This window comes from Variovorax sp. PBL-H6, from assembly GCF_901827155.1.
Lineage (GTDB): Bacteria > Pseudomonadota > Gammaproteobacteria > Burkholderiales > Burkholderiaceae_C > Variovorax.
Genome location: NZ_LR594659.1, coordinates 440,665 through 455,829, shown reverse-complemented (window position 1 = coordinate 455,829; position 15,165 = coordinate 440,665). Strand labels below are relative to the sequence as shown.

The window sequence follows — 15,165 nt, the reverse complement described above, 5'->3', positions numbered from 1 at the left end:
CGATGGCCACGCAATCCCTTCCTTCCACGCTCCGGCGGCTCTGGCGCCATCGCTGGACCGACGAGGCCGATGTGCGGCGCGTGCTGCCCGCCGAGACCCTGGAACGCCTGAAGGCGAGGGTCGCGGCCAGCGAGCGCCGGCATCGCGGCGAGGTGCGAATCTGCATCGAGGCCGGTCTGCCGTGGTCGTACATCCAGCGCGGCGCACCTGCGCGCGAGCGCGCGATTACCCTGTTCGGCAAGCTGCGCGTATGGGACACCGCGGAAAACAACGGCGTGCTCATCTATCTGCTGCTGGCCGAGCACGCGATCGAGATCGTGGCCGACCGAGGCATCGATGCCCACGTGAGCGCGGAAGAATGGGCTGCAATGGCCAGGCGAATGGCGTCCGCGTTCCGGGAAGGCCGCTTCGAGGACGGGCTCACGCAGGCGCTGGAAGAAGTGTCTGCGCTGCTGGTGGCGCACTTCCCGCTTGCCGAGGGAGCGCCCGACCGCAACGAGCTGCCCGACGAACCGGTCCTGGTGGTGTAGCAGGCAGAAGGATCGGGCTACCCGCGCGCGCCGCTCAGGCGCCGCGTCCGATCTGCTCCTCCAGCAGCCGCCGGTTGACCGCATGGACCGCGTCCAGCTCCAGCTGCAGCGCGCGCGACACCTGCGACAGCGTGCGCAAACGGCGGTTGCCTTCGCGCAGGCGCCCCACAAGGATCGTAGAGATGCCCAGCATCATGCGGGCCGCGACCATCGGATGGCTCTCGACCAGGGCCAGCAGCGAAGCGCGCGGGAGCACGCCCAGCTTGACGTCCGTGAGCGCCGTGCAACTGGCGGAGCGCGGCCCGCCGTCGATCACCCCCATCTCACCCAACAGGCTGCCGGCACCGACCACCGTGATCACGACTTCGCCATCGGGAATGCCGGAGCTGTTCACGGCCCGCAGCTGGCCTTCGAGCACGAGCACCAGATAGTCGCTGTCGGCCGCATCGCCCTCCTCGAACAGCAGCGTGTCTGCCAGCACATGCACCGGCTTCATGGCGTCGACCACGACTTCCGCTTCGGCGCGGCTCATGCCAGCCAGCGGAGCGGCCTGCATCATCAGTTCGACGGCATGTTCGCGCAGGTCATTGCGCCGGGGAGGCTCGGGTGCTTGTGCCATGAGTGGAAGTCTTCAGATCGGCAAGGGCCACACGGCATCGCCGCCGATGCCATAGAAACGCCGGCCAGGCACGGGCTCCATCAGCCAGCCACCGGTGAACTCGCCGAAGGCCGGCAGGATCAGGCGCCCTTCCTCGCGCACGAAGCAGGGCATGCGCAGGCTGTCGCGCGCACTGCCCTGCAACTTGCAGACCGGATGGAGATGACCACCGAGGACGAAGTGCGTCGGATGAGGCCGGGGGTGGTGACAGGCGGCGAAGGGGCCGCTCAGGTAGGGCTCGTCGACGCTCTCGAAGCGAAGCGTCGCTGGCGGGTCGCCGGCATGGCTGTCGTGGTTGCCGCGCACCAGCGTGCAGCCAAGATCCGCGTGCACTTCGCGCCAGGCCTGGAGGCTCGCCAGCAGCTGCGGCGTGCGCGCCTGAGCGTCATGCAGGAAATCGCCGAGCACGACGAGCTCGCGCGGATGGTGCTGCTCGATCAGGCGGTCGAGGCGGGCAAGGTTCTGCCCCGTGGTGCCGTGCGGCACCGGTTGCCCCAGTGCCCGGAAGCTGGCCGCCTTGCCCAGGTGAAGATCGGCGACGAAGAGCGTCTCGGCGGCCGGCCACCAGAGGGCTCGCTCTGGAAGAAGGTCGAGGGATTCGCCGGCGACGTCGAGCCGGCAGGAGGAGGAAGCGGCATGCACGTGTTCGAGTTTCCCAGAAGGCCGCGCAGCAAAATCTTGCGAATTGTCACGTCGCGCCTCCGCTCTTCCGCGCTTCCGGGATTTTTCCGCGCGGGCGTGAACTGCGGCGCGACACGCCTTGCCGGGTCTCGGCCTGAGCGTCCTCCACCGGCCGCTCGAAGGCCAGTGTCCTGCGCACCCGGTCAGCGTCTGCGTCCTCGGCCGCGCCCCCCGCGGCCCGCTCCAGCTGCGCGACCATGCGCGCGATACGCTCGGCCGCGCTCTCGTTCGACAGCTTCTCGCGAAACAGCTCCACCATCAATGGAAAGGCGAAGGGCGTGGGCCGCTGCAGCGTCCGGACCACGAGCCGCTGCGAGGCCATGCGGGCCAGCGCCGCGCGCAGCCGCCCGATCTCCAGCTCCTGCGCGAGCAGTTCCTCCTCGGCCTGCTGCAGCAGGCGGTTGGCGGGGTCGTACTTGCGGAACACCTCGTAGAACAGCGAGGAGGAGGCCTGCAGCTGCCGGCTGCTGCGCCGCTCGCCGGGATAGCCCTGGAAGATCAGGCCGGAGACGCGCGCGATCTCGCGAAAGCGCCGGCGGGCCAGCTCGGTGGCGTTGAGGGAGGCGAGCACCTCGTGCAGCAACTCCGTCTCGTCCACCGGTGCCAGCACCTGCGGCAGCAGCGCCGGCCAGTCCGGATCGGCCGCGCAAAGCAGCTCGAAGCCGTAGTCGTTCACCGCGATCGAGAAGGTACGCGGCTGGTGCTGCGCGAGTCGCCAGGCCAGCAGACTGGCCAGGCCCAGGTGCACCAACCTCCCCGCAAAGGGATACAGGAAGAGATGCCAGCCCTCGCGCGTCTTCAGCAACTCGGCCAGCAGCGTCTCCGGCGTGGGCAGGGCCGACCAGCGCTGCTGGATCTCGAGCAGCGGCCGGACGGATTGCAGCTCGGGCGTGTCGTAGCGACCTTCATTCGCCCGCGCCAGCTGCCGCACGACGGCATCGGCCAGGGTGCTGGTCAGCGGCATGCGCCCGCCGTTCCATCGCGGCACGGAGGGCTTGCGGCCGCTCGCGCGCCGCACCCAGGCCGTCATGTCATGCACCCGCACCAGCTCCAGCAGCCGGCCGCCGAAGAGGAAGCAGTCGCCCGGCTTCATGCGGGCGACGAAGCTTTCCTCCACGCTGCCGATCCTGGTGCCGCGCAGGTACTGCACGGCCATGCTGGCGTCGCTGACGATGGTGCCGATGTTCATGCGATGCCGGCGCGCCAGGCGTGTATCGGGCACGCGCCAGACGCCCTCCGCGTCGGCCACGGCGCGGCGGTAGTCGGGGTAGGCCGCGAGCGAAGGCCCGCCCTGCGCCACGAAATCCAGGCACCACTGCCAGCTCTCGCGGGACAGCCCGGCATAGGCCACGGTGGCACGCACCTCCGCATAGAGGTCGTCGGGCACGAAGCCGCCGCCGAGCGCGACCGTGACCAGGTGCTGCACCAGCACATCCAGCGGCTGCGCCGGGGATCGGCGCTCCTCGATGCGCCCCTGCGCCACGGCGTCGCGCACGGCGGCACCCTCCACGATCTCGATGCTGTGCGTGGGCACGAGGGTGATGCGCGACGGCCGTCCCGGCGCGTGGCCCGAACGGCCCGCGCGCTGGAGCAGGCGCGCCACGCCTTTGGCCGAGCCGATCTGCAACACGCGCTCGACCGGCAGGAAGTCCACGCCCAGGTCCAGGCTCGAGGTGCACACCACCGCCTTGAGCGCGCCGGACTTCAGGCCCAGCTCCACCCACTCGCGTACCGCGCGGTCCAGCGAGCCGTGGTGCAGCGCGATCTGCCCGGCCCACTCGGGCCGCGCCTCGAGCAGGGCCTGGTACCAGATCTCGGACTGGGAGCGCGTGTTGGTGAAGACCAGCGTGCTCGCGCTGGCGGCGATCTCCCCCACCACCTGCGGCAGCATGGTGAGCCCCAGGTGCCCGCCCCACGGAAAGCGCTCGGCGCGCCCGGGCAGCAGCGAGTCGATGAGCAACTGCTTGGGCACCTCGCCCTGCACCAGCACACCGTCGCCGCCGGCCAGCAGCGTGCGCATGGCGTCCTGCAGATTGCCGAGCGTGGCCGACATGCCCCAGATGCACAGGCCGGCATTCCAGCGGCGCAGCCGTGCCAGCGCGAGCTGCACCTGCACGCCGCGCTTGTTGCCCAGCAGCTCGTGCCATTCGTCGACCACGACCAGGCGCACCGAGCCCAGCACCGTCCTGGCATCGGCGCGCGCGAGCTGCAGAGCGAGGCTCTCGGGCGTCGTGACCAGCACGGTCGGCAGGCGCAGGTTCTGCGCGCTGCGCTCGGCCGAGGAGGTGTCGCCGCTGCGGGCAGCTGCGCTCCAGCCGGGCTGCAGGGCCTCGAGGGCCTGCTGCAAGGCGCGCAAGGTATCGGCAGCCAGCGCGCGCATCGGCGTCAGCCACAGCACGGTGAGCGGCGGCGGCGACTTGCTCGCGTCCTTCGTCGCGAAAGCCTGCAGCGCACCGAGCCAGACGGCGTAGGTCTTGCCGGCACCCGTGGTGGCGTGGAGCAGGCCGGAGCGCCCTTCGGCCAGGGCTTGCCAGACGCGGCGTTGAAAGTCGAAGGCCTTCCAGCCGCGCGACGCGAACCAATCGTCGAGTCGGCTCAAGGTCTTGCTCCTTCGCCCTGTGCCCCCGCCCCTGCCCGCCCCCGGAAGCGGAGGGAGAAAGACTGGGCCGGGTTGCTGCTCACGGCGATGTCGATGCGGGTTGCGGCAACAGTGCCGCCAGCGTCTGCAAGGTATCCGCCTCCTCCACCGGCTTGTCCTCGCGCCAGCGCAGCATTCGCGGAAAGCGCACCGCGATGCCGCTCTTGTGCCGCGCACTGCGCGCGATGCCCTCGAAACCGAGTTCGAAGACCAGCGTGGGCGTCACGCTCCTCACCGGTCCGAAGCTCTCGATGGTGGTGCGGCGGACGATCGCGTCCACGCGCGCCATCTCGGCATCGCTCAGGCCGGAATAGGCCTTGGCGAACGGCACGAGCTTGCGCCCGTCCACCTCGGGCGGTGCGTCCCACACGGCGAAGGTGTAGTCGCTGTAGAGGCTCGCGCGCCGTCCGTGCCCGCGCTGCGCGTAGACCAGCACGGCGTCGACCGAGAGCGGATCGATCTTCCACTTCCACCACAGGCCGACGTCCTTGGTGCGGCCGACGCCGTAGGCCGCGTGGCGCTGCTTGAGCATCATGCCTTCCACGCCCATCGCCCGCGCCGATTCGCGCTGGCGCGCGAGGTCCTGCCAGCTCTCGCCGTGCAGCATCGGGCTCGCGATCAGCGCCGGGTGCTGCACCGTCGCGATGAGATCGTCGAGCAGCACGCGCCGCTCGTGCTGCGGCAGCGCGCGCAGGTCGCGGCCTTGCCATTCGAGCAGGTCGTAGCCCAGCAGCACCGCCGGGATTTCGCGCAGCAGCTTCGGCGTCAGCGTCTTTCGGCCGATGCGCTTCTGCAGCTCGGCAAAGGGCTGCACGCGATCTTCGCGCCAGACCACCACCTCGCCATCGAGCACCGTGCCGTCAGGCAGCGCCCGGCCCATCTCGGCCAGCTCGGGAAAGCGGTCCGTCACCAGTTCCTCGCCGCGCGACCACAGGCACACCTGGCCGGCGCGCCGCACCAGCTGGGCGCGGATGCCGTCCCACTTCCATTCGATGATCCACTGCGAGGGTGGTCCCAGCACCGCATCGAACTGATCGAGCGGCAACGCAAAAGGATGTGCGAGGAAGAAGGGGTAGGGGTGCCCGCCCGCCTGGCGGTCCTGCTCGTGGCCGCTCTCGGGCGCGATCAGCGCCGTGAAATCGGCCGGGCCCGGCCGGCCCGTGATGTGGGTGTAGCCCATGAGCCGCTGCGCGACGCGCTTGGGGTCGAGCCCGCTCATCGTCGCCAATACCTGCGTGACCTGCAGGCGCGAGACGCCGACGCGGAAGGCGCCCGTGATGAGCTTGAAGTAGACGAGGCGCTCCTCCGGCGCCAACTGGCGCCACTGGGCACGCAGCGCATCGGCGAGCGGCTCGGGCGGCATTCCGCGCAACGGCAGCAGGTGTTGCTCGATCCAGGTCGCAAGGCCGAGGTCGTGCGCCTCGGTGGGTGGCGGCAGCAACAGCGAGAGCGTCTCGGCAAGGTCGCCGACCGCTTCGTAGCTCTCGTCGAACAGCCACTCCGGAAGGCTGGCAGCCTGCTGTGCGAGCAGGCGCAGCAGCTTGGTCGGCACCAGTTGCCGCGGCCGCCCGCCTGCGAGGAAGTACACAGCCCACGCGGCGTCCTCGGGGGCGGCGGCCTGCAGGTAGCGCTGCAGCGCCGCCTGCTTCACGAGGTTGGAGGTGCTCGCATCGAGCTCGCGGTAGAGCGCAGCGAACTGCTTCATGGCGAGGCGACGTCCTCCTCCCTCTCGGGCTTCTCTCCTTTTGCTTCCGGGCTCGCGTCGTTTGCACCGCCTTCCATGTCCTCGTCGCCGTATTCGGTCTGGAAGGCGCGCGCATCCAGTCCGCTTTCCTGCAGCCATCGCACCATCACGGCCACGCTGCCGTGCGTCACGAACACGCGCTCGGCGCCGGTCGCGGCGATGGCCTGCTGCAGGCCGGGCCAATCCGCGTGGTCCGACATCACGAAGCCGCGGTCCACGCCGCGCCGCCTCCGTGTGCCGCGCAGTTGCATCCAGCCGCTGGCGAAGGCATCCGAGTACTGGCCGAAGCGCCGCATCCATGGCGTACCGGCGGCCGATGGCGGCGCCAGCACCAGCGCGCGCTTGAGCAGCGCGGCGTCCACGCCGGGGTCCGTCACGCGCAAGGTGGGCGGCAGTGCCACGCCCGCCGCGCGATAGACCGCGTTCAACGGCTCCACAGCGCCATGCACGACGATCGGCCCGATGCTCGCATCGACGCCGTGCAGGATGCGCTGCGCCTTGCCGAAGGCATAGCACAGCAGCACGGAGGCGCGCCCGTGGTTCGCGTTGGCGCGCCACCAGCCGTCGATTTCGGCGAAGAGCGCGGCCTGTGCAGGCCAACGGTAGATCGGCAGGCCGAAGGTGGATTCGGTGATGAAGGTGTCGCAGGGCACCGGCTCGAAGGGCGCGCAGGTACCGTCCGGCTCGGTCTTGTAGTCGCCGGAGGCGACCCACACGCGGCCGCCATGTTCGAGCCGCACCTGCGCCGAGCCCAGCACGTGGCCGGCCGGATGCAGCGACAGGCGCACGCCGCGATGATCGATCGCGCTGCCATAGGGAAGCGTCTGCAGCGTGATGTCGCCAAGCCGCGCGCGCAAGGTCCCGGCGCTGTCCTCGTGCGCGAGGTAGTGGCCATGGCCCACGCGCGCATGATCGGAATGCGCGTGGGTGATGACCGCGCGGTCCACCGGCCGCCACGGGTCGATGTAGAAGTCACCGGGCGGGCAGTAGAGGCCTTCGCGGCGCGCAACGACGAGGTCTTCGGCGGGCATGGCAGGCGATCCTAGCCCCGCCTCGACGCGCGCGCGTGTAGGCCCGCGTCGCGCCCTGCCCACGCGCGAAGCCGCTTGCGAGACCCTGCTGCCGCGCTCCGCGGACACCCCGGGCGATCGGCCTGTTCGGGTTGGAGGGCAGCCCGGATGGCTGATCTCCTACAAATTGTCGAAACCAAGGTCCCTACGGTGGGTCTCCCTGACGAGCACAAGCCAGGCATTCAGGAGCAAAGCCATGAAGACCACGGCAGAAGGAGCGCGCGGTGGCGCGCAGCCCGAACGCATCGACATCAGCAGCGCCCGAGAGCTGGACAAATGGTCGCGCCGGCTCGACGTCTCGCACGACTGTCTGCGTGAAGCCGTGCGCGCCGTCGGCAGCCGCGCGATGGACATCGAATGGCACCTGAGGGCGGGCCGAAGCGGCGCGTCCGCGCTCCGCAAGACAAGCGCCTCGGCCTAGCATGCCAGGGGCGCACCCCGCGCAGGCCGCGCTCTTCGATGAGGCCCCTGCCGCGCTGCTGCAGGGTTGGCGCTACGAAGACGACTTCCTGGACGCGGACGAGGAAAGCGAGTTGCTGCACATCGTGCGGGCCTTGCCGCTGGAGCAGATGCGCTACAAGGACTACACGGCACGGCGCCGCGGCATCAGCTTCGGTGGCCACTACGACTTCGACGCCAACCGGCTTCGGCCTTCGCCGGACCTGCCAGCCCGGCTGGTGCCGCTGCGCGACAAGGTTGCGCGGTGGATGAAGGTGGCGCCGGAGATGCTGGTGCACATGCTGGTCGCGGAATACAGCCCAGGCACGCCCTTGGGCTGGCACCGGGATGTGCCGGAATTCGAGGAAGTCGTGGGCATCTCGCTGCTGGGCGCGGGCCTGATGCAGTTCAGGCCCTATCCGCCTGTCAGGGACGCGCGGGGCCGCCCCGGTCCCCACATCGATCTCGTGGTTGCACCTCGTTCGATCTACCGGATGCGCGGGCCTGCGCGGTGGCGCTGGCAGCACCGAGTGACACCCGTCCAGTCGCTGCGCTATTCGATCACGCTGCGCACGGCGGCGGTGCACGAGCCCTGAGCCACAGCCAAACGCTTGCTCAGGACTCCGGCACGCGCTTCAGGTCTTCCAGCCAGACCTCGGCCTCGGAATCGCTGGGCGCGCGCCAGTCACCCCGCGGGGACAGCGAGCCGCCCGAGCCGACCTTGGGCGAATTCGGCACGCAGGAGCGCTTGAACTGGCTGGTCTTGAAGAAGCGGTAGAGGAAAGTGCCGAGGTGGCGCTTGATGTCTGCAAGCCCGTACTCGTTGCGCTCCTTCTGCAGCTCGTCGGGCCAGCGGCCGCGTGCGCGATCGCCCCAGGCCGCGTGCGCCAGGAAGGCGACCTTGCTCGGCCTGAAGCCGTAGCGCAGCGTGTAGTAGAGATGGAAGTCCTGCAGCTCGTAAGGGCCGATGGTGTCCTCGGTACGCTGGCCGGGCTGGGCCTCGACGCCCTCGCCTGCCGCAGGCGCATCGGTTGCAGGAATCAGCTCGGGGCTGACCTCGGTCTCGAGGATGTCGCGCAGCACGCCACTGCCCTCGTCGCCCAGCAGCTTCTTGGTCTCGACCCAGTGCACCAGGTGCTTGATCAGCGTCTTGGGCACGCTCGCGTTCACGTTGTAGTGCGACATGTGGTCGCCCACACCATAAGTGCACCAGCCGAGCGCGAGCTCGCTCAAGTCACCGGTGCCCACCACGATGCCCTGGTGGAAGTTGGCAAGCCGGAACAGGTGGCTGGTGCGCTCGCCGGCCTGCACGTTCTCGAAGGCGATGTCGTACTGCGGCTCGCCCCGCGCAAAGGGATGGCCCAGGTCCTCCAGCATCTGGCGGCAGCTGGGTCGGATGTCGATCTCGCGCGCGGTGCAGCCGATGCTGGTCATCAGCCGGTGCGCCTGCGCCAGCGTGCGGCCGGTGGTCGCGAAGCCGGGCATGGTGAACCCGAGGATGTCGGAGCGCGGCTTGCCGAGACGGTCCATGGCTTGCGCGCATACCAGCAGCGCGTGCGTGGAGTCGAGCCCGCCGGAGACGCCGATCACCAGCTTGTCGATGCGGGCTGCCTCGATGCGCTGCACCAGGGACTGCACCTGGATGTTGAAGACCTCGCTGCAGCGCGCATCGCGCGTGGCCGCGTCCGACGGCACGTAGGGGAAGCGCGCCACCTGGCGCAGCAGGCCGTGCGGCACCTGCGACGGGACCGGCAGCTCGAACTCGACGGTGCGCCAGCCCGCGAGCGCCTCCTTGTGCTTGTGGACCGAGGTGCCGAAGCTGTTCTGTCGCATGCGCTCGCGCGATACGCGCTCCAGGTCCACGTCGGCTGCAACGATGTGCGAGCGGTTGCTGAAGCGCTCGCTCTCGGCCAGCATGTCGCCGCTTTCGTAGATGAGCGCCTGGCCGTCCCAGGCCAGGTCGGTGGTCGATTCGCCGATGCCGGCCGAGGTGTAGAGGTAGGCCGCCAGGCAGCGCGCCGATTGCAGGCTGACCAGACGATGACGATAGTCCGACTTGCCGATCGTGATGTTGGACGCCGACAGATTGACCAGCACCGTGGCGCCCGCGAGGGCCGCATAGCTGGACGGCGGAATGGGCACCCACACGTCCTCGCAGATTTCCACGTGCAGCTTGAAGAGCGGCAGCTGGCGCGACTGGAACAGCAGGTCGGTGCCGAAGGGAATGCGCTCTTCGCCGAGCACCAGCTCCGTGGCCAACGCCATGTCGGCGCCGTTGAACTGGCGCGCCTCGTAGAACTCGCCGTAGTTCGGCAGGTAGGTCTTCGGCAGCACGCCCAGCACCCGCCCGTCGGCCACGACCGCGGCGCAGTTGAAAAGCCGGTGGTCCACCCGCAGCGGCAGGCCCACGACCGCGACGGCACCGATGCCCCGCGAGGCGGCGGCCACCTCCAGCAGGGCGCGCTCGCAGGCATCGAGCAACGCGGCTTGGTGGAACAGGTCGTCGCAGGTGTAGGCCGAGAGCCCCAGTTCCGGGAAGGCCACCAGCACTGCGCCATCAGCCGCGGCCTCGCGGTACAGGCGCAGGGTCTCGGCCGTGTTGAACACCGGGTCGGCCACCCGGTTGCGCGGCACCGCGACGGCCATGCGCGCGAAGCCGTGGGTGTAGGGATTGTGGAACTCGTGCTCGGTCATGGCCGGATTGTGGCCTCACGCCGCGGATGCCGCCCGCGGGCTGCAAGCCGGCCTTTCCGGCGACGGCCCCGACATTTACTGCGAGCCGCCGCCCTTGCGCAAGGCCGGGTCCTCGCCCTTCGCGTGCGACTTGCCCTCCAGCTCGGCCTTGCGCATCGCTTCGGCTTCGGACTCGCTCTTCGGACGCGCATTGCGCGCGGCTTCATCGACCTTGCCCGATTTCACGAAGTCCGTGGTGGCCTTGTCGTAGCGCCGCGTGGCTTCGTAGTTGCCTTCGCCCTGGATGTCAGGGCTCTTGGGGTCTTGTGGATCGTTCATGTTGCACTCCTTCAAACAGGAAAAGCCCAGCCGCGCGCGGGCCGCGTCGCCATCAGTCCTTCTCGGTCAACTGGCCGGCGGCTCCCCCGGCAGTCGACTTCGCACTGCGGCCGGTGCTCGCACCTTCGGAAGAGCGGCGCTTCGGCGCGTCAGTCCCGACGCGCTGCCGCAGGAAGGGGGTGTGGCCCGGAGCCTTGCCTGCGTCGCGCGGCGGTGAGTCGGCATCGGTTCTTCTTTGCACCATCACAACCTCCCGATCACAGCGAGAGCAACCGCTGCATGAAGGCGCGATAGCGACGCAGGGCGACGCGCAACTTCTCCGTCGAGGCGGCATCCGCCGCTCCGCCGCCGCGCGTATCCAGTCCCGCCCGCTCGTCCGAGAAGGTCTGCGAGAGGTTCTGCAGCATCTGCCTTACCAATTCATCGGCCTGGCGCACGGCCTGCTGCGGATCGTCGACGAAGCCGATCTGCACTGCGTCCCAACTGGCACGGAAATCCCGTGCTGCCTCGGGCGCGAAGAGCGGGGCCAGCGACTCGTCCGCACGATCCTGCTGCACCGTGTGGGGCCGCTGTGGCACCTGTGACGCCTGCAACTGCTCCTGTTGCCGCGGCTGCCGCGACGGCTCTGGCTGCCGCGAAACCGGCTGCTCGAGGTCGTCCGGCGCGATGCGGGCATCCGCATTCCGGCTCTGCGTGTTCTGCGTGTTCTGCATGGGTCGGGCGGCAACGTCGTGCTCGCTGCGCTCACCACGCCTGGTATCGAAGATCATGATCGTGCCTCCACCGGTCTCGCCGGCATCGCGCGCGGCGGGTTTTCCACGCGCACTTCAAGTAATTCATCGAACAACGCACGGTAGTGAACCACGGCCTTGCGCAGCTCCTCGGTCTCTACCTCGCCGCTCAGGGTGCGCGCATGGATGGCCTGCGCCGCGCGGTAGTTCCTCACCACCGCGGGATGGTCCACCGAGATGTCGGCCGCACGATGCTCGAAGTCGCCCATCGGATAGCCTCGCTTCTGCATCAGCTCGCGCACCAGTTGGTCCGCCTGCGTCACCGCGCCGGACGGGTTGTCGACGAACTCGGCCTGCACCTTGTTCCACGCGCTGCTGAAGCGCGCCGCTTCGCCAGGCGCCAGCGGAACGATGCGCAGCCGCTCGACCCTCGCCGTGCGCTGCCGGAGTTCGGCTTCTGCCTTCGCCCGGCTGCCATGGTGCTTGACGGCGCGGTCGTACTCGTCGCCGAAGCGCGCCGCGAGCAGGCCCGACTGTCGTTTTCGGTGGAACAAATAGGCAGCCAGCGCGACCAGGGCAAGAACCACGACGATTCCCACTACCCACAGGGCTTGCGTGCTCTCGGCGTCCATACGTCTCCCCTTCACATCGAAGCACCGTCCGTGCGCGCCGCGGATGCAGCAGCGACCACGTGCGGATGCATGAATGCTGATAACGGCCGTGGCGCCGGGCCGGCAGCGTATGGACGTAACTTCTGTGGGATCGAACCTACGCATCGCAGCACGCGTCCCGGCCCTGACGTGCCGGACAATGAGCGCGTCCCCTCGGAAGATCCAGCGACCACGAACGCGACCATGCACCAGCCCCGACCTCCCCGGCCTCGCGTCTACCTCGCCGGCCCGGACATCTTCTTTCGCGATTGCGAACAGATCTACCGGGACCTGAAAGCCGCGTGCGAGCGGCTGGGCCTGAAGGGCATCGCGCCATCGGACGGCGGCCTCGACGCGGACTTCACGGGCAGCGACGACGAGCGCGCACGCCGGATCTATGAGGGCAACATCGCGCTCATCCGGCAGGTCGATGGCGTGATCGCCAACCTGATGAACTTCCGCGGCCTCGAGCCGGACTCGGGCACCGTGTTCGAGGTCGGCTTCGCGGTGGCACTGGGCAAGCCGGTCGTCGTCTACGGCGTGCCTGCCGGCAGCTACGCGAGACGCGTGGGAGCCGCAATGGCGTGCACGCAGGACGCAACCGGTGTGACGCGCGAGCGCGACAGCGGCGTCATGGTCGAAGGCCTGGGACAGCGGCTGAACCTGATGCTGGCCTGCTCGACGGCGATGGCATCTTCTGCCGAAGCGGCGCTCTCGCAGCTGGCACGGCTGATTGGACGCGCTGCGCATCCTTGATTCGACGCACCTCACCGCGCATAACGCCCGGCCGATCAGCGGCGTGAGCAGTCCTTCACGAGGACAGTCCGGCAACTCTCGCGAAATGTCTCTTCGCTGCGTGCATTGGCACTGCCATCGATACCATCCGCTGCTTTCGATTGCCGGGACCATGATCCGCCTCCTCCTTGCTTTGGCCTTCGCGCTGGCTTGGCTCGCCGCCCGGGCCGACGAAGGCCAGCAGCCGTTGCCGCCCCTGTCGCCGGAACAGGAAACCGCCGCACTGGAGAGCGCTGAAGTGATGGGCAGGGCGGTCCACCAGCATGAGCGCGCCATTGCGGCGGCCAGCGAGGCGGCGCTCAAGATTCCGGCCTTCCGCCGCGACGCGCGCGTGCGGGGATGGATCACCGAAGAGCACGACGGCCTCGTCACGGTGACCTTCGTGGACCGACGGCCCGCTGCGCTCTACCGCGTGGCCGTATCGATCGAGGACGACAAGATCCAGGAACTCACCACGCTCGACCAGCCCTCGCCCTTGACACCCTTCGAGGCAGGCGCCGCTGCCGCCCGCGAGCTGGCGGTCGGGTCCGGGTTCCAGCCCTGCACCGAGCAATACAACACGGTGGTCCTGCCGGCCGATGCCGGCGACGTCCCCCGCAGGTGGGTGGTCTACCTGCTGCCCACGACCAGCGGGAACAACACGGTTCCGCTCGGCGGCACCTACCGCGTGATCACCGAGGGAGCATCGGTGATCGCGCAACGCAGCTTCACGCGCAGCTGCCTGACCCTGCGGCAGGACCCTCGAGCGGCCAGCCTGTACGTGACGCACGTCCTCGACAACATCCCGACGGAGGCCCATGTCTTCTGGAGTCTCTGGGCGCGCCAGCCCATGTTCGTGGGCACGCCGGATGGCAGGGTGTGGGCGGTGCAGAAGGGCAGGATCACCCTGGGGAAGGGGCGCCCGTCGAGCTGAGGCGCGCCTGGGCTCGTGCCGTCCTCACCACGCCGTCCACTTCGTCGTGCTGCCTGCCGACGCCACCACGCGCTCGATGAAGCGCACACCGCGGGCGCCGTCCTCCACCCCCGGGTAGTCTGCCTCCAGCGCGTCGGCCTGTCTGCCGTCGAGCCGCGCGCGAACATCGGCGAAGACGCCGGCATACACGTTGGCGAAGGCCTCGATGAAACCCTCCGGATGCCCGCTGGGCAGCCGGCTCGCGCGCCGCGCCGACTCGCCCAACCACGGTGCGCCGCGCGTGAGCACGCGCCGCGGCCCGTCGTGCGGCAGATGCAGCAGCTCGCTGGGCTGCTCCTGCCGCCAGACCAGCGTGCCCAGCGTTCCGGAGACGCGAAGGCGCAAGTCGTTCTCCAGCCCGGTATTGACCTGCGAGGCGATGAGCACGCCGCGCGCCCCGCCGCGGAAACGCAGCAGCACGCTGCCGTCGTCGTCGAGCGCGCGGCCCGGAACCAGCGTGCTCAGGTCCGCGCAGAGGCTTTCGATCTCCAGCCCGGTCACGGTGGCGACCAGGTTCTCGGCATGCGAGCCGATGTCGCCGATGGCACCGGCCGCGCCGCTCCTGGCGGGATCGCTGCGCCAGGCCGCCTGCTTGTTGCCTCCCTTCTCGAGCTGGGTTGCGAGCCAGCCCTGGTTGTATTCGACGACCACCTTGCGGATATCGCCAAGCCGGCCGCTTCTCACGATCTCGCGCGCCTCGCGCACCATCGGGTAGCCGGTGTAGTTGTAGGTCACGGCGAACACGGTGCCCTGCCGCGCCACGGCCGCGACCAGCGCATCGGCCTGCGCGCCGGTGTGCACCAGCGGCTTGTCGCACACCACGTGGAAGCCGGCCTCGACGAAGGCCTGCGCGACGGGGAAGTGCAGATGGTTGGGCGTGACGATCGAGACGAAGTCGATGCGCTCTTCCTGGGGGCGCCTCAGCTCGTCGTCGAGCAGGGCTTGCCAGTCGCCGTGGTTGCGGTCGTCGGCCAGCCAGAGCTCGCGCCCGGAGGCCTTCGCTTTCTCGGCGCTGGAAGATAGCGCGCCGGCGAGCAACTCTGCTTGGCCGTCGAGCGCGATGGCCTTGCGGTGCACCGCGCCGATGAAGGCATCGCGCCCGCCGCCGACCATGGCGTAGCGCAACTTGCGTGAAGTGATCGGTTGAATCATGGGGTGCAGTGCAGGGCCCGGGCCAGCGCCCTCGGGGACACCGCGGAACCGGCTTTGCCGGACCGCTGGTGTCGCCCCCGGAAGGGGGTTGGCGAGAGCGACACCAAGTGCGCG

16 protein-coding genes are annotated in these 15,165 nt (G+C 69.4%); 5 read left to right on the top strand and 11 right to left on the bottom strand.

Annotated elements, in window-relative coordinates; genetic code table 11:
- Positions 1–2: 2 nt before the first annotated feature.
- Complete coding sequence (locus G3W89_RS02255) at positions 3–530, top strand: TPM domain-containing protein (protein WP_162572577.1); 528 nt, start codon at positions 3–5, stop codon at positions 528–530.
- 34 nt (positions 531–564) lie between these two features.
- Here G3W89_RS02255 and G3W89_RS02250 read toward each other — a convergent pair whose 3' ends face one another.
- From G3W89_RS02250 to G3W89_RS02230, 5 genes are all read right to left on the bottom strand, one after another.
- Positions 565–1,149 carry a cyclic nucleotide-binding domain-containing protein gene (locus G3W89_RS02250; RefSeq protein ID WP_162572576.1) on the bottom strand — a complete coding sequence of 195 codons (585 nt, stop codon included), beginning with the start codon at positions 1,147–1,149 and terminating at the stop codon, positions 565–567.
- Positions 1,150–1,161: 12 nt separating this feature from the next.
- Positions 1,162–1,830 (bottom strand): ligase-associated DNA damage response endonuclease PdeM, encoded by a 669-nt coding sequence (gene pdeM / locus G3W89_RS02245; RefSeq protein WP_162572575.1) that lies wholly within the window; start codon positions 1,828–1,830, stop codon positions 1,162–1,164.
- A gap of 46 nt (positions 1,831–1,876) precedes the next feature.
- On the bottom strand, positions 1,877–4,468 hold the full coding sequence (locus G3W89_RS02240) for a ligase-associated DNA damage response DEXH box helicase (protein WP_232076277.1): 2,592 nt from the start codon (positions 4,466–4,468) through the stop codon (positions 1,877–1,879).
- A gap of 79 nt (positions 4,469–4,547) precedes the next feature.
- Complete coding sequence (locus G3W89_RS02235) at positions 4,548–6,212, bottom strand: ATP-dependent DNA ligase (protein WP_162572574.1); 1,665 nt, start codon at positions 6,210–6,212, stop codon at positions 4,548–4,550.
- Positions 6,209–7,282, bottom strand: a complete 1,074-nt coding sequence (locus G3W89_RS02230) for a ligase-associated DNA damage response exonuclease (protein WP_162572573.1) — start codon at positions 7,280–7,282, stop codon at positions 6,209–6,211. Before G3W89_RS02230 ends, G3W89_RS02235 begins: the two co-directional genes overlap by 4 nt.
- 235 nt (positions 7,283–7,517) lie before the next feature.
- Between G3W89_RS02230 and G3W89_RS02225 the strand changes: the two genes are divergently transcribed.
- On the top strand, positions 7,518–7,742 hold the full coding sequence (locus tag G3W89_RS02225; protein ID WP_162572572.1) for a DUF3606 domain-containing protein: 225 nt from the start codon (positions 7,518–7,520) through the stop codon (positions 7,740–7,742).
- 1 nt (position 7,743) lies between these two features.
- A complete protein-coding gene (locus G3W89_RS02220) occupies positions 7,744–8,355 on the top strand; it encodes an alpha-ketoglutarate-dependent dioxygenase AlkB (protein ID WP_162572571.1) in 612 nt (203 codons plus the stop codon).
- Between the two features lie 19 nt (positions 8,356–8,374).
- On the opposite strand, the gene G3W89_RS02215 is transcribed toward G3W89_RS02220, so the two are convergent.
- From G3W89_RS02215 to G3W89_RS02195, 5 genes are all read right to left on the bottom strand, one after another.
- Positions 8,375–10,453 carry an NAD(+) synthase gene (locus G3W89_RS02215; protein WP_162572570.1) on the bottom strand — a complete coding sequence of 693 codons (2,079 nt, stop codon included), beginning with the start codon at positions 10,451–10,453 and terminating at the stop codon, positions 8,375–8,377.
- 75 nt (positions 10,454–10,528) lie between these two features.
- Positions 10,529–10,771, bottom strand: coding sequence for a hypothetical protein (locus G3W89_RS02210; protein WP_162572569.1), 243 nt, complete (start codon positions 10,769–10,771; stop codon positions 10,529–10,531).
- Between the two features lie 52 nt (positions 10,772–10,823).
- On the bottom strand, positions 10,824–11,015 hold the full coding sequence (locus G3W89_RS02205) for a hypothetical protein (protein ID WP_162572568.1): 192 nt from the start codon (positions 11,013–11,015) through the stop codon (positions 10,824–10,826).
- A gap of 13 nt (positions 11,016–11,028) precedes the next feature.
- Positions 11,029–11,541 (bottom strand): hypothetical protein, encoded by a 513-nt coding sequence (locus tag G3W89_RS02200; RefSeq protein ID WP_162572567.1) that lies wholly within the window; start codon positions 11,539–11,541, stop codon positions 11,029–11,031.
- Positions 11,538–12,134: a hypothetical protein gene (locus G3W89_RS02195; RefSeq protein WP_162572566.1), complete on the bottom strand. Its 597-nt coding sequence runs from the start codon at positions 12,132–12,134 to the stop codon at positions 11,538–11,540. Before G3W89_RS02195 ends, G3W89_RS02200 begins: the two co-directional genes overlap by 4 nt.
- 222 nt (positions 12,135–12,356) lie before the next feature.
- Here G3W89_RS02195 and G3W89_RS02190 point away from each other — a divergent pair, with 222 nt between their 5' ends.
- Positions 12,357–12,908: a nucleoside 2-deoxyribosyltransferase gene (locus G3W89_RS02190; protein WP_162572565.1), complete on the top strand. Its 552-nt coding sequence runs from the start codon at positions 12,357–12,359 to the stop codon at positions 12,906–12,908.
- A 151-nt stretch (positions 12,909–13,059) separates the two neighbouring features.
- Positions 13,060–13,860 carry a hypothetical protein gene (locus tag G3W89_RS02185; protein WP_162572564.1) on the top strand — a complete coding sequence of 267 codons (801 nt, stop codon included), beginning with the start codon at positions 13,060–13,062 and terminating at the stop codon, positions 13,858–13,860.
- Between the two features lie 24 nt (positions 13,861–13,884).
- Here G3W89_RS02185 and G3W89_RS02180 read toward each other — a convergent pair whose 3' ends face one another.
- Complete coding sequence (locus G3W89_RS02180; RefSeq protein WP_162572563.1) at positions 13,885–15,051, bottom strand: Gfo/Idh/MocA family protein; 1,167 nt, start codon at positions 15,049–15,051, stop codon at positions 13,885–13,887.
- Positions 15,052–15,165 lie beyond the last annotated feature (114 nt).